Consider the following 13,618-nt stretch of genomic DNA (forward strand, 5'->3'; position numbering starts at 1 on the left):
GCATGGGGTCCTCCCAGTGGACCGGGGCCGGGTGGTTCCTGTGGCGGGAGGGCTCGTGCGACGTGACGATGGTGCGAAATGCCCCATTTCCCGGAGCTCATATGGACTACCGAATAAGCGTGCTGTTCCGTGCCATACCACTGCTCATGGGAGCCGTTTCCGTCGCGTTGGGGGGATACGTCCTCGCCCACGCCCCGGGACCGAGTGCGCGGGTCGCGGGACTGGTCCTCGTCTTCCTGGCGGCCATCTGCCTCTGCCTCTTCGCCACCGCGGCGACGATCATCAGGCAGCTCATCGGCCGCTACACGGCCTTGGACCAATGGCTGTATCCGTCTCTCGGCTTCGCCGTCAGCGGTTTCACCATGGGATACGGTCTCTGGCTGATCGCGACCGGCCCGCGTCCGCCGCCCGACTTCGTCGCCGGGCATGTGATCTTCGGCCTGAGCATGATCTGTACGTGTGTCTCGTGCGTGGCCACGAGTTCCACCCGGTTCACTCTGATCACCGAGAACTCGGCCCTGCCCGAGGGGTCACCGGCGCGCAGCCCCGCACCGTTCGGGCCGTCCACCGTGCGGGCCCTGCTGGCGCTCCCCGCCCTCGCGGCCCTGGCGACCTGGGTGTGGGCCTTCGTCCTGCTGGCCGGCGGGGGCGGCGGAGCCGCGAACGGCCGCTTCACGGCCGGACACGTGATGATCGGTCTGGCGCTCGTGTGCACCTGTCTGATCGGACTGGTGGCCAGCATCCTGCGGCAGATCCAGAACACCTACACGCCGCGCGAACGCACCCTGTGGCCCGGTTCCGCGGCGTTCCTCGGCGGAATCGGCATCGTGTGGGGCCTGATCGTCATCGCCGCGCACACCCGGTCCGCCCAGCTCTCCGCCGGGTTCGTCGTGATCGGGCTGGGGCTCGTCTGCTGGAGCATCCTCAGCAAGGTGCTGCTGCTGGCCCTCGTCTGGCGGCGGACCGCCCCCCTGGCGAACCGGGTCCCGCTGATACCGGTCGGCACCGCCCTGCTCTGCCTCTTCCTCGCGGCCTTTCTCTTCGAATCCGCCGACTCCGCCGTCATCGTGGCGGCTCGTGTCCTGATCGGGCTCGGTGCCATCTGCTTCTCGCTGTTCTCCATCGTCTCCATCCTGGAGAGCGGTACCGGCGACAGCGCGGACGGTGAAAGGGAACGCGATGTCCGACGCGGGCCGCGTCGTCGGGAGCGGGGGAACCGGGGCGCCGAGCACGGTCCAGGTCATAAGGCGTCGCACGTCCCGTACGGCCGGTCGGACTGCTCATGGTGGGCTTCTTCGCCACCTCCGCGGTCAGCGGCAAGGAGGGCGTCCTCTACGGGGGTGTCGGCTCGCTGCCAGGATGTCCGGTTCGCCCGTTGACAGTGGCGCGCGGGAGGCCGAGACTCGGCGCAGTTGATGGTGAAGGAAATTTCACCACGCGAACAATTGCTGACTCGAGCAAGGCAACGACGCCGATCGAAGGGAACGACCGATGCGCACCACCGTCGGCATCATCGGGGCAGGCCCCGCCGGGCTCCTGCTGGCCCGGCTGCTGCACAACGCCGGGATCGACTCGGTCGTCCTGGAGAGCCGCGACCGTGCCTACGTCGAGCGCAGGCAGCGCGCCGGGATCCTGGAGCAGGGCACGGTGGACGTGCTGCGCGAGGCCGGGGCCGGGGAGCGGATGGACCGGGAGGGGCTGCGCCACGACGGCATCGAGCTGCGCTTCGACCGCCGCCGCCACCGCGTCGACTTCCCCGCGCTCACCGGCGGCAGGTCCGTCATGGTCTACGCCCAGACCGAGGTCTGCAAGGACCTCATCGCCCTCCAGGTCAAGGAGGGCGGCCCGCTGCTGTTCGAGACCGAGGCGCTGGCGGTGGAGGGCGCCGGCACGGACCGGCCGCGCGTCCGCTTCCGCCGCGAGGGCGTCGAGGACGTGCTGGAGTGCGACTACGTCGTCGGCTGCGACGGCTTCTGGGGCGTCGCCCGGGCCGCGGTCCCGGACGGGCGCACCTTCGAGCGGACGTACCCCTTCTCCTGGCTCGGCATCCTCGCCGACGTCGCCCCCTCGCACGACGAGCTGGTCTACGCCCGGCACGAGCGGGGCTTCGCCCTGCTGTCCATGCGCTCCCCGTCCGTCTCCCGCCTCTACCTCCAGGTCCCCGCGGACACGGACGCCGACGACTGGAGCGACGAGCGGATCTGGGGCGAGCTGGAGCGCCGCTTCGAGACGGACGACGACTGGACCCTGCGCCGGGGGCCGATCACCCAGAAGTCGGTCACCCCGATGCGCTCCTACGTCCACGAGCCCATGCGGCACGGCCGCCTGTTCCTGGCCGGCGACGCCGCGCACATCGTGCCGCCCACCGGAGCCAAGGGCCTCAACCTCGCTGTCGGGGACGTGGTGACCTTCGCGCGGGCGCTGGCCCACCGCACCGCGACCGGCTCCGACGACCTGCTCGACGCCTACTCCGCGACCTGTCTGCGCCGCGTCTGGCAGGCCGAGCGGTTCTCGTACGACATGACGACCCTGCTGCACACCGCCCCGGACGCCACGCCCTTCGAGGACCGGCTCCAGCTGGCCCGCCTCGACCGGATCACCTCCTCCCGCGCCGCCGAGACCGACCTCGCCGAGGCCTACACCGGGTTCCCGATCGGGTGAGCGGTGCCCGGCAGTCCGGGCACCCCCGGCCGTGAGGGGAATCACTGATCGGCGTAGCGTGTCGTGTCGCAAGGCAAGGGAAAGATCCTCCCCAAGCAGTAGGGTCATTCCTTTGCCGTTCTATTACTCTTGAGCCAAGGCTGCGCCGTGTGGCCATGGAGGAGTGAAATGAGGAGCAGAAACCCGGTCTTCTCGCGACGGGGGTTCAGCCGCGACAACGGCTACGCGGGCTTCAACGCCGCGCCGCAGGCCGGGGGACCCGCCGTCGCCACGCAGGCCAACCCGTACGCGCAGGGCACCCAGGGCAACCCGTACGCCCAGCCGCCCGCCGGCAACCCGTACGCGCAGAACCCGTACGCCCAGCCGGACCAGCAGTTCGGCGCGCCGCCGCAGGCGCCCGCCACCACCGGCCGGATGACGATGGACGACGTCGTCATCCGCACGGCGAGCACGCTCGGCGTGCTCGTGGTGACGGCCGCGCTCGCCTGGGCGCTGCTGCCGGTGGACGACGCCAACATCAGCCGCTCCTACGGCATCGGCATCGGCGCCGCCGTGATCGGCATGGTCCTGGCGCTCGTCCAGTCCTTCAAGCGCAAGCCGACGCCGGCGCTGATCCTGTCCTACGCGGCGTTCGAGGGTGTCTTCCTCGGCGTCGTCTCCAGCGTCGTCGACAACCGCATCGCGGACGGCGCGGCCATGCAGGCCGTGATCGGCACGATGGCGGTCTTCGCCGGTGTGCTGATCGCCTACAAGGCGGGCTGGATCCGGGTCAACCGGCGCTTCTACGGCTTCGTGATGGCCGCCGCGCTCGGCTTCGTCTTCCTGATGATGGTGAACCTGCTGTTCGCCGTCTTCGGCGGCGGCGACGGTCTCGGCTTCCGCAGCGGCGCGCTCGGTGTCGTCTTCGGCATCGTCGGCATCATCCTCGGCGCCTGCTTCCTGGCCCTCGACTTCAAGCAGGTCGAGGACGGGCTGGCCTACGGCGCCCCGCGCGAGGAGGCCTGGTTCGCCGCCTTCGGCCTCACGCTGACGCTGGTCTGGATCTACCTCGAGTTCCTGCGTCTCATCGCGATCCTGAACAGCAACGACTAGCAACGGCTGGTACGGCTGCTACGACCGCGCAGACGAAGGGCCCCGGGCTTCGTGCCCGGGGCCCTTCGTCGTCATGGGCGTTCGTCCGTTGGCAACAGTCCCGCACGGCCGCGTACGCTCGCGCCGTGGTTGATACGACGCCTTTGACCCGTGCCGTGGACGACTTCGCCGACCGGCTGCGGGCCGCCCCGCAGAGCAGGTTGCAGCGCGGCGCCGCCGCCGAGGCGCTGGAGCTGGCCAGGGAGTTGGCCCGGCGCGCCCAGCTCGTGGAGGAACCCGGGACCGAGCCCCGCGAGATGCCGGACGCGGGCATGTTCGCCGCCGCCGACCAGATCGCCGTGGCCGCACACGACTTGGCCCTCGTACTGGAGCACGAGGACCAGGTGGAGGAGGCGGCGGCGCTGGTGGAGGAGGCCCGCAAACGGGCCGGGGTCTGAGGCGACCGGCGTACCCGGCGCGACCGGCGTACCCGGGGCGACTGGTGCGGCTGCTGTGACTACAGGGACGCTATGACGCGGTCCGCCAGGATGTACACGTTCTCCTCGCCGCAGGCGAAGGTCAGCGTGTAGGCGCCGGAGATCCCGGAGCCGCCGAGGAGGTACGGGGTCTGGCCCGCGCCGAGCGCGGCGGCCAGGCGCTCCGCGGTCTCGCGGTGGCCCGGGGTCATGCACAGGGTGGTGCCGTCGGCGAAGACGTACACGTCGAGGGTGCCCAGCGGCCCCGGGCGGACGTCCGCCAGCGCGACGCTCGACTCGGCCAGCTCCTCCAGGGTCGCCACGGTGCGGTCGTGGTCGTTCACGGCCGGCGACGGGTTCGGCACGAAGTCCGGGTGCGAGGGGTGCCTGCGGCGGGCGGCGGCCAGCTCCGCGGACTCCCTCGGGCCCGAGTGGCCCGCGTCCTGGCCGGACGGCTCGTCGGTGTCCGCGGCCGGCTCGGTCACGGGCTCCAGACCCACGAGGTCGGCCTGACGGGGCAGGAACAGCTCGCTGTCGGACAGGCCGAGCAGCAGGGGCGCGTCGGAGGCGTCCCGGGTCTCCTGGGCGGCCCAGAAGGCCCGCGCCTCGGCGAGTTCACGCTCGCGCTCCTCGGCGAGCGCCTCCGCGACGGCGGCGCGTATCTCCTCGGCGTCGGCGGTGGTGCGGGCGGCGGGCACCCGGCCCCGCGCGGCGTTGGCCCGGCTCTCGGCCAGCTCGGTGCGCAAGGCGGTCACCTGGCGGCGCAGCACCAGGATGCTGCGCAGGACGGCGACGCCCACGGCGCCGGTGGCGGCCGTGGTGAGCAGCAGGGCGATCGGCATGGCGCTCACTGACGTACTCCCGGTTCAAAGTCGACCCCCGACTTCCTACATCAGCTTGAAGGGAGGACTAACCGTCTGTCAGTGCGTAACGTCACGAAACGGACAGGACTTTGGGCCCGGACGGTGGGGGTGGTGCTGGTCTGACCTGCGTAAATCAAGGGTGCGGGAGAGGTAGGTCACATCCTGGGGGAGTTTGGGTCACAAAACGGCCCAGAACCCTGCGGTCGGCAGGGTCCCGGGCCGTACTGTCACGCTGGGTCCACCAGGCGCTACTGACGGTCCCTCAGCGCCCTTCGGTGACGGCCCCCGGCGGGGTCAGCTGAGGCGTTCGATCACCATGGCCATGCCCTGGCCGCCGCCGACGCACATGGTCTCCAGACCGAACTGCTTGTCGTGCGTCCGGAGGGAGTTGATCAGCGTGCCGGTGATGCGGGCGCCGGTCATGCCGAAGGGGTGGCCGACGGCGATGGCGCCGCCGTTGACGTTCAGCTTCTCCAGCGGGATGCCGAGGTCGCGGTAGGAGGGGATGACCTGCGCGGCGAACGCCTCGTTGATCTCGACCAGGTCGATGTCGCCGACGCTCAGTCCGGCGCGGGAGAGGGCCTGCTTGCTCGCCTCGACCGGGCCCAGGCCCATGATCTCGGGGGAGAGGCCGGAGACGCCGGTGGAGACGATGCGGGCGAGCGGGGTCAGGCCCAGCTCGCGGGCCTTGGTGTCGCTCATGATCACCAGGGCGGCGGCGCCGTCGTTGAGCGGGCAGCAGTTGCCGGCGGTGACCAGGCCGTCGGGGCGGAAGACCGGCTTGAGGCCCTGGACGCCCTCCAGGGTGACGCCGGCGCGGGGGCCGTCGTCCTTGCTGACGACCGTGCCGTCGGGCAGCGTCACCGGGGTGATCTCGCGCTCCCAGAAGCCGTTCTTGATGGCCTCCTCGGCGAGGTTCTGCGACCGGACGCCGAACTCGTCCATCTCCTGCCGGGTGATGCCCTTGGCGCGGGCGAGGTTCTCGGCGGTCTGGCCCATCGCGATGTACGGGTCGGGGACGAGGCCGTCCTCGCGCGGGTCGTGCCAGGTGGTGCCCTCCTGCTGGGCGACCTCGGCGGTGCGGGCCTCGGCCTCGGCGAACAGCGGGTTGCGGGTGTCCGGGAGGCTGTCGGAGTTGCCCTTGGCGAACCGGGAGACCATCTCGACGCCGGCCGAGATGAAGACGTCGCCCTCACCGGCCTTGATGGCGTGCAGGGCCATCCGGGAGGTCTGCAGGGACGAGGAGCAGTACCGGGTGATCGTGCAGCCCGGCAGGTGGTCCATGCCCATCTCGACGGCGACGATCCGGCCGAGGTTGTTGCCCTGCTCGCCGCCGGGCAGACCGCAGCCGAGCATCAGGTCGTCGATGTCCCGCGGGTCCAGCTCGGGGACCTTCGCGAGGGCCGCCTGGATGATCGTGGCGGCCAGGTCGTCGGGACGCAGGTCCTTCAGGGAGCCCTTGAAGGCGCGGCCGATGGGGGAACGGGCGGCAGAGACGATCACGGCTTCGGGCATCACGGCTCCAGTGACGAGAAGATGGGCGGCTGCTGGGGAAGTTACCCGGCCGTATGGTCCGGGTCACGCGTACGGCCGTGTGACATGGACCGCAACTGTCTAAGCGCTTGCTTTTGCCTCCGGCGGTTGGGCGGCGTTCCCGTGCCGGGTGCTGTGGCGGGCGTACCTGGGGGCTTGCGCCCCCAGACCCCCATCGGCCTGGACGGCCTCGTCCTCAAACGCCGGACGGGCTGGAAGGCTCCGCCTCCGACACCCTCCGCCTCCGTCGGCGCTTCAGCAGCGCCCAAGCCCCCCGCGGCCCCGTGGGCATCGCGGCAGCGACCTCCGTACCCGCCTCCGACGCCGCCTCCGCCGCCGCACGCGCCACCGGCAGGAAGCCCTCGCGGCGCAGCGCGTCCGGGTGCTCCTCCTCGGCCGGCCACAGGCCGAGCGCGGCGCACACCGACGGCAGTACCGCCATCGCCGCCGTGGCGTACCCCTCCGCGGACGGGTGGTAGTTGTCCGGCCCGAACAGCTCCCGCGGGTTCTGCGCGAACTCCGGGCCCAGCAGGTCGCCCAGCGACACCGTGCGCCCGCCCTGCTCGACCGCGCCGATGGTCTGCGCCGCCGCCAGCTGCCGCGACGCCCGCCGGGCCAGCCAGCGCAGCGGCTGCCGCACCCGCTCGATCGTGCCCAGGTCCGGACAGGTGCCGACCACCACCTCCGCCCCGGCCGTGCGCAGCCGCCGCACCGCCCCGGACAGGTGCCGCACCGAGCGGGTGGCCGGCATGCGGTGGGTGACGTCGTTGGCGCCGATCATGATCACGCAGATGTCCGGGACCCGGTCCGGATCCGCGAGTGCCAGCGTCACCTGCCGGTCCAGGTCGTCCGAGCACGCCCCCGGCAGCGCGACCGACCCCAGCCGCACCGGCCGTTCCGCCACCGCCGCGAGCCCCGACGCCAGCAGCGCGCCCGGCGTCTGCCCGGCCCGGTGGACGCCCTGCCCGGCGGCCGTGGAGTCGCCCAGCATCATCAGCCGCAGCGGCGGCTCACCGGCCGTGGGCAGGGTGCCGCCGTACAGTCCCTGCGCGTTCGGCACCCGGGTCGGCGGGCCCACGCCCACCCGGCGCCTGGCCAGCTGCACCTCCGCCACCACCAGGCCGACCGCCGCCGCACCGGCCAGCCCGATGCCGCCGCCGCCGTACGCGGCGCCGGCCGCGATGCGCCGGGCCACCCTCGCCCTCGACATACTCGTCATACGTCGCCGCCACCTCCCGAAACCCGTACACCCACTCCTTGCCCCGTACGGACGGTCGCCCAATCTCAACGCAGGGTGAACGACCGTCACGGGGCATGCCCGGGTCGGCAGGCCATAGGCTGGCGGAACCGATATCGACCCCTCATTTGCGGCATCCGGAGACCACGGTGCAATTCCACGACTCGATGATCAGCCTCGTCGGCAACACCCCGCTGGTGCGGCTCAACAGCGTGACCAAGGGGATCAGGGCGACCGTCCTGGCCAAGGTGGAGTACTTCAACCCCGGCGGCTCGGTGAAGGACCGCATCGCCCTGCGCATGATCGAGGCCGCGGAGAAGAGCGGAGAGTTGCAGCCGGGCGGCACGATCGTCGAGCCGACCAGCGGCAACACGGGCGTGGGCCTCGCCATCGTGGCCCAGCAGAAGGGCTACAAGTGCATCTTCGTCTGCCCCGACAAGGTGTCCACCGACAAGATCAACGTGCTGCGCGCGTACGGCGCCGAGGTCGTCGTCTGCCCGACCGCGGTCGACCCCGAGCACCCCGACTCCTACTACAACGTCTCCGACCGGCTGGTCCGCGAGACGCCGGGCGCCTGGAAGCCGGACCAGTACTCCAACCCGAACAACCCCCTCTCCCACTACCACTCCACGGGCCCCGAGCTGTGGGAGCAGACCGAGGGGAAGATCACCCACTTCGTCACCGGCGTCGGCACCGGCGGCACCATCTCCGGCACCGGCCGGTACCTGAAGGACGCCAGTGACGGCGCGGTGAAGGTGATCGGCGCCGACCCCGAGGGTTCCGTCTACTCCGGCGGCTCCGGACGCCCGTACCTGGTCGAGGGCGTCGGCGAGGACTTCTGGCCGACGGCGTACGACCGCGAGGTCGCGGACGAGATCGTCGCCGTCTCGGACAAGGACTCCTTCCAGATGACGCGCCGCCTCGCCAAGGAGGAGGGCCTGCTGGTGGGCGGCTCCTGCGGCATGGCGGTCGTCGCGGCCCTCGAGGTGGCGGCGCGGCTCGGCGAGGACGACGTGGTGGTCGTCCTGCTGCCGGACAGCGGGCGCGGCTACCTCAGCAAGATCTTCAACGACGAGTGGATGGCCGACTACGGCTTCCTCGAGGACACCGGCCCCAGCGCCCGCGTCGCCGAGGTCCTGAACCACAAGGAGGGCGGCCACATCCCCTCCCTCGTCCACATGCACCCGGACGAGACCGTCGGCGAGGCCATCGAGGTGCTGCGCGAGTACGGCGTCTCGCAGATGCCGATCGTCAAGCCCGGCGCCGGTCACCCGGACGTGATGGCCGCCGAGGTCGTCGGCTCGGTCGTGGAGCGCGAGCTGCTGGACGCGCTGTTCGCCAAGCGCGCCTCGCTGGAGGACCCGCTGGAGAAGCACATGTCCGCCCCGCTGCCCCAGGTCGGCTCCGGCGAGCCGGTCGCGGACCTGATGTCGGTGCTCGGCGGCGCCGACGCGGCGATCGTCCTCGTCGAGGGCAAGCCGACCGGCGTGGTGAGCCGGCAGGACCTGCTGTCCTTCCTCGCCAAGGGCAAGTAGGCAAGTAGGCAAATAGGGAAAGTAAGGCATGCAGGGCGCGTAGGGCAGGAGAGCGAGCAGGGCGAGCGGGGAACGGCGCGGTCGGCGCGATGATCTTCGCGGACTTCGCGGAAGTGGTACGCGCATGTCACGTGGGCGCAGCAGTCGCTTAACACGGGACCGGCAGAGTACGGGGTGTCGGCGGGAACCGGCGGGGACACCTCCCAGGCGTTGAGCACGGGGGAGGCTCCCCGGTCGCGCCGGCGCCGAACGGCGTCACGGACCTTCCGGAGCGGCTCCCGGACCTCCAAGGACGCCACGGACGCGCCGCCCCGGCCGTGAGGCCCGGCACCGCGCGTCCCCCGCGGGGACCGCCGTCGTCCCGCCCCCCAGCGCTGGGGGTGCGGCGGTCCCCGCGCGGTCCTCTCCCGGGGCTCAGTCCTCCCAGGCGTCGCCCCTGTCCCTGCGGCGGCGGCGCCCGAACAGGTCCGGGTTGGTGCGGGCGACCTGGACGACGTTGACCCCGACGATGCCGGCCCAGGCGACCAGCATTCCCGGCAGGTGCGCCACACCGCCGCCGATCGCGGACAGCGGGATCGCCAGCACCAGCGAGACGATGCCGAAACCGAAGCGCTCGCCGAAGGTGTCCGTGGGCTTCGGCGACCGGCTGTCCCGGGCCGTCGTCATCTGCTGTTCGGCGAGCTGCCGGCGCACCCGGCGCTCCACCGCCCCGTCGATGCGCTGGTCGACCTTCTCCAGGAACGAGTCGACCAGCGCGGACTCGTACTCCTCGCCGAGCTCCCTGCGGGTCCGCAGGGTGGCGTCGAGATCCTTCTTGAGGTCGGCGTCGCGTGCGTCCATTCCCGTCATGGACCCCACGGTAGGCAGCCCGGCCGGCTTCGGCACTGGGGACAACCCCCGTTTTCCGGCGGGGGCCGGCCGGTACGGGTCGGCGGTACCGCGCCACCCCGCTGTATAACGGTATGCAGGATTCGGGGTGCGTGAATAGGTCGAGGGGGCCACATGACGAACGGGACCGGCGGCACGGGCGGGACCGACAGCCCGGCCGCGCGGCTGCAGGCGCTGTTCGAGGGGCACCGGCTGACGCCGACCCAGCGGCGCATCGCGCACAGCATGGTGCGCCGCGCCTCGGACGTGCCCTTCCTCTCGAGCGTGGAGCTGGCCGAGCTGGCGGGGGTCAGCCAGCCGTCCGTGACCCGCTTCGCCGTCGCCCTCGGCTTCGACGGCTACCCGGCGCTGCGCCGCCATCTGCGCGAGGTCACCCCCGCGGAACCGGTCGCGGACACCGGGGCCGTCAACGAGTACCAGCAGGCCGTGGCCGCCGAGATCGAGAACCTGCGGCACCTCGCGGAAGTGCTGGCCGACCCGGCGCCGGTGCGGGAGGCGGGCCGTCTGCTCGCCGGGAGCCGGCCGCTGCCGGTGCTCGGACTGCGGGCCGCCGCCGCCCAGGCGCACGGCTTCGCCTACTTCGCCGCCAAGGTCCATCCGGACGTCCGGCTGCTCGGCGAGGGCGGCACGATGCTCCACGACCGCATCGACGCGGCCGTCCGGGCCGGGGCGCGCACGCTGCTCTGCTTCGCCCTGCCCCGGCACCCGCGCGAGGTCGTCGAGGCGCTCGCCCACGCCAAGGAGGCCGGGCTCACGGTCGTGACCGTCGCCGACTCCGCCTTCGCGCCGGTCGCCAAGGTGTCCGACCTGCTGCTGCCCGCCGCCGTCGGCACCGGCCTCGCCTTCGACACCGCCTGCGCGCCGATGCTGCTCGGCCGGGTGCTGCTCGAGGCGATGTGCGACGACCTGCCGGACGCGCAGGCCCGGCTGGAGGAGTTCGACGCCAAGGCCGCGGCACGGGGACTCTTCGTGGACTGACGCCGTGGGGGCCCGCCCCGGCGTGGGTCCGTCCCGGTGTGGAGTGACCCTTACGGCGGACGGGTTCTCAGATTCGTCTCAGCTTGCCCCGCTACAGTGCGGCGCCTGACACACCCTTCAGACGCAACGCACGGGCAGGAACGGGACAGGAGGCAGGACGTGGCGCGCGGAGGACAGGTGGGGCTGGCTCGGGTCGCCGTCGTCGTACGGGCGGGCGCCGCACCACTGTGGTGGCTGGGCGTTTTCGCGGCCGGCATCGGGGTGCTGGTGCCGGGACTCACCGGACGCCGGATCGGGGTCATGGCCGGGGCCGCGCTCTTCATCGTCGCCACGGCCGTCGTGGCGTGGGTCCGCCGGCGGCGCTACACCGCCCTGGCCGGTTCGGCCGCCCGCGCGGGCAAGCACGACGTGCTCCAGGACCGCGGCGTGACCGTACGCAACTGGCGCCGGGGGCACCGCTGGTGGCTGCTCCTCGCCTTCCTCGCCGCGCTCGGCAGCGCCTTCGCCGTCCCCGCCGCGGGCGGGCTGCTGCTGGCGGGAAGCGGCGCCGGGCTGTGGCTCAAGTCCGCCTGGATCGGCCGCCGCGAACAGTCCGGCGAGGCCCTGCTGTGGGTGCGCGTGGACTGGCTCGCCGGCAACACCGGCCGCCCCGCGGGCAAGGCCGTCAAGGGCTACCGCAGCACGGGCATCGCGGCGGGCGACGCGGCACCGGGCGGGGCGAGGCGGAAGACGGCGGCGGTGGTCTGACCAGGGGGCCGGCCAGGGGGTGGTGGGCGGTGCGCAGCGCCCCGCCCACCAGGGCCGCGGGGCTGTGACATGGTGCGGCTCCGCCGCGTGGGCGCGACCAGCCACCACGCACGCGCGCGTTACGAACCAGCCGCACCCCTACGGCGAGGCTCTCCGGTCAAAGAGCCGCCGTACTCCCCTCCCGCCTCGGCCACGATCTCCTCGACCGTCTGCGCCCTGCGCACCGGGGCGAAGGAGACGTCCCCGACCCCGTCCCCGGCGAACCCGTACACCGCGGGCCGCGCCAGCGAGTTGTACGCGTAGTGGTGCGCGAAGTAGTACGCCCCTGTGTCCAGCGCCGCCGCGTAGTCCCCCTGTTCGAGCAGCGGCATCGACCGGCCCACGGCCAGCAGGTCGCCCGCGAAGCACGCCGGACCGGCCACGTCCTGCACCACGTCGGGCCCCGCCTTCGGCAGACCCTTGCCGTCGTACGCGGCGATCCGCAGCGGCCACGCCCCCGGCGCGTACACCGTCCGCGTCGCGACCTGCACGCCCGCGTGCGTCACCGCGACCGGCCGCCCACCGGCGCTCTTTGCGTACTCCACGCGGGCCACGACCGTGCCGTGCTTGGCCAGCAGCGACCGCCCGAACTCGGTGACCAGCCCGTACCGCCCGTCGAACAGCCCCGGCACCGTCCCGCTCAGCACGCGCGCGTACTCGGCGTACGTCGGTGTCGTCTCCTCCGACGCGAAGTTCACCGGGAGACCGCCGCCGATGTCGAGCGTGTCGACCTGTCTGCGGCCCGCCCGCTCGTTGATCTCCTCGGCGAGCGCGTACGTCTCCCGCACCCCCTCGGCCATCAGGGCCAGCGGGACGCCCTGGGAGCCGGAGTGCGCGTGCAGCCGGGTCAGCCACGGACGGTCCAGATACGCCCGCACCACCCACTCGCGCGCCCCCTCGTCGCGCAGGGCCACGCCGAACTTCGAGGTCGCCGTCGCCGTCGACAGCGCCTCGATGGAGCCGCCGCCGACCTGCGGGTTCACCCGGATGCCGAGCGGGGAGGCGCTGGTCCCCCCGGTCACCAGGGCGTCGAGGCGCTCCAGCTCCTGCGGGTTGTCCGCGTTGAGAGCGATGCCCAGGGACAGGGCCTCGCGCAGCTCGTCCGGCGTCTTGGCGGGCGAGTCCAGCACCGTCCGCCCGGCCGGCACCCCGGCCGCCCGAGCCAGGGCCAGCTCGCCCGGGCTCGCGACCTCGGCGCCGATGCCCGCCTCGTGCAGCAACCGCAGCACCGGGACCAGCGGGGACGCCTTCACCGCGAAGGCGTGCAGCACGGGTGTCCCCGGCGCCGTCACCGCCTCGAACGCCGACCGCAGGGCCGCGGCCGACTCCCGTATCCCGGTGACGTCCAGCAGACCGACGATCGGTGTGCCGGGGTCGAGGAGCCCCTGCTCCACGGCCGCCCGCACCGCCCGGTCCCGCCGCACCGCCCGCTCCGCGCCGGTGTCGCCGCTCATGCCCGTGCCCTCGCTCACGCCAGCCTCCGTACCGTCGCTGCCTGCCCTGACACGTCCCTCCCCACCCTCGCACGCGCGCCGCGCGGGGCACGACCCTGTTGACTAGTTCTATTCACGAGGCGAGGATATGAATATC

12 protein-coding genes are annotated in these 13,618 nt (G+C 72.5%); 7 read left to right on the forward strand and 5 right to left on the reverse strand.

What is annotated here, in order from left to right:
* Positions 1 to 101 precede the first annotated feature (101 nt).
* The 4 genes from OHA99_RS22370 (at position 102) to OHA99_RS22385 (ending at position 4,190) form a co-directional block, all read left to right on the forward strand.
* A complete protein-coding gene (locus OHA99_RS22370) occupies positions 102 to 1,379 on the forward strand; it encodes a DUF2776 family protein (protein WP_381502818.1) in 1,278 nt (425 codons plus the stop codon).
* A gap of 112 nt (positions 1,380 to 1,491) precedes the next feature.
* The gene (locus tag OHA99_RS22375; RefSeq protein ID WP_153179511.1) at positions 1,492 to 2,661 is read left to right on the forward strand and encodes a 4-hydroxybenzoate 3-monooxygenase; all 1,170 of its coding nucleotides are present in this window, start codon (positions 1,492 to 1,494) and stop codon (positions 2,659 to 2,661) included.
* Positions 2,662 to 2,829: 168 nt separating this feature from the next.
* Positions 2,830 to 3,753 carry a Bax inhibitor-1/YccA family protein gene (locus tag OHA99_RS22380; protein ID WP_153179512.1) on the forward strand — a complete coding sequence of 308 codons (924 nt, stop codon included), beginning with the start codon at positions 2,830 to 2,832 and terminating at the stop codon, positions 3,751 to 3,753.
* A gap of 155 nt (positions 3,754 to 3,908) precedes the next feature.
* Positions 3,909 to 4,190 (forward strand): hypothetical protein, encoded by a 282-nt coding sequence (locus OHA99_RS22385; RefSeq protein ID WP_054103536.1) that lies wholly within the window; start codon positions 3,909 to 3,911, stop codon positions 4,188 to 4,190.
* Positions 4,191 to 4,249: 59 nt separating this feature from the next.
* Here OHA99_RS22385 and OHA99_RS22390 read toward each other — a convergent pair whose 3' ends face one another.
* The 3 genes from OHA99_RS22390 to OHA99_RS22400 form a co-directional block, all read right to left on the reverse strand.
* The gene (locus OHA99_RS22390) at positions 4,250 to 5,059 is read right to left on the reverse strand and encodes a hypothetical protein (RefSeq protein ID WP_153179513.1); all 810 of its coding nucleotides are present in this window, start codon (positions 5,057 to 5,059) and stop codon (positions 4,250 to 4,252) included.
* A gap of 306 nt (positions 5,060 to 5,365) precedes the next feature.
* Positions 5,366 to 6,586 (reverse strand): acetyl-CoA C-acetyltransferase, encoded by a 1,221-nt coding sequence (locus tag OHA99_RS22395; RefSeq protein ID WP_153179514.1) that lies wholly within the window; start codon positions 6,584 to 6,586, stop codon positions 5,366 to 5,368.
* A 214-nt stretch (positions 6,587 to 6,800) separates the two neighbouring features.
* Positions 6,801 to 7,823 (reverse strand): SGNH/GDSL hydrolase family protein, encoded by a 1,023-nt coding sequence (locus OHA99_RS22400; protein WP_366472086.1) that lies wholly within the window; start codon positions 7,821 to 7,823, stop codon positions 6,801 to 6,803.
* Between the two features lie 167 nt (positions 7,824 to 7,990).
* Between OHA99_RS22400 and OHA99_RS22405 the strand changes: the two genes are divergently transcribed.
* Positions 7,991 to 9,376, forward strand: coding sequence for a cystathionine beta-synthase (locus OHA99_RS22405; RefSeq protein ID WP_153179516.1), 1,386 nt, complete (start codon positions 7,991 to 7,993; stop codon positions 9,374 to 9,376).
* A 414-nt stretch (positions 9,377 to 9,790) separates the two neighbouring features.
* Here the strand turns inward: OHA99_RS22405 and OHA99_RS22410 are convergent, their stop codons facing one another.
* Positions 9,791 to 10,216, reverse strand: coding sequence for a hypothetical protein (locus OHA99_RS22410; protein WP_164386463.1), 426 nt, complete (start codon positions 10,214 to 10,216; stop codon positions 9,791 to 9,793).
* Between the two features lie 162 nt (positions 10,217 to 10,378).
* On the opposite strand from OHA99_RS22410, the gene OHA99_RS22415 reads away from it, so the two are divergent.
* Both OHA99_RS22415 and OHA99_RS22420 read left to right on the forward strand, forming a co-directional pair.
* On the forward strand, positions 10,379 to 11,242 hold the full coding sequence (locus tag OHA99_RS22415; RefSeq protein WP_153179518.1) for a MurR/RpiR family transcriptional regulator: 864 nt from the start codon (positions 10,379 to 10,381) through the stop codon (positions 11,240 to 11,242).
* Between the two features lie 159 nt (positions 11,243 to 11,401).
* Entirely contained in the window at positions 11,402 to 11,989 is a 588-nt protein-coding gene (locus OHA99_RS22420) for a hypothetical protein (RefSeq protein WP_164384458.1), read from the forward strand.
* A 119-nt stretch (positions 11,990 to 12,108) separates the two neighbouring features.
* Here the strand turns inward: OHA99_RS22420 and OHA99_RS22425 are convergent, their stop codons facing one another.
* On the reverse strand, positions 12,109 to 13,482 hold the full coding sequence (locus OHA99_RS22425; RefSeq protein ID WP_153181929.1) for a diaminopimelate decarboxylase: 1,374 nt from the start codon (positions 13,480 to 13,482) through the stop codon (positions 12,109 to 12,111).
* Positions 13,483 to 13,618 lie beyond the last annotated feature (136 nt).

This window comes from Streptomyces coelicoflavus, assembly GCF_045041415.1.
Classification (GTDB): Bacteria; Actinomycetota; Actinomycetes; order Streptomycetales; family Streptomycetaceae; genus Streptomyces; species Streptomyces coelicoflavus.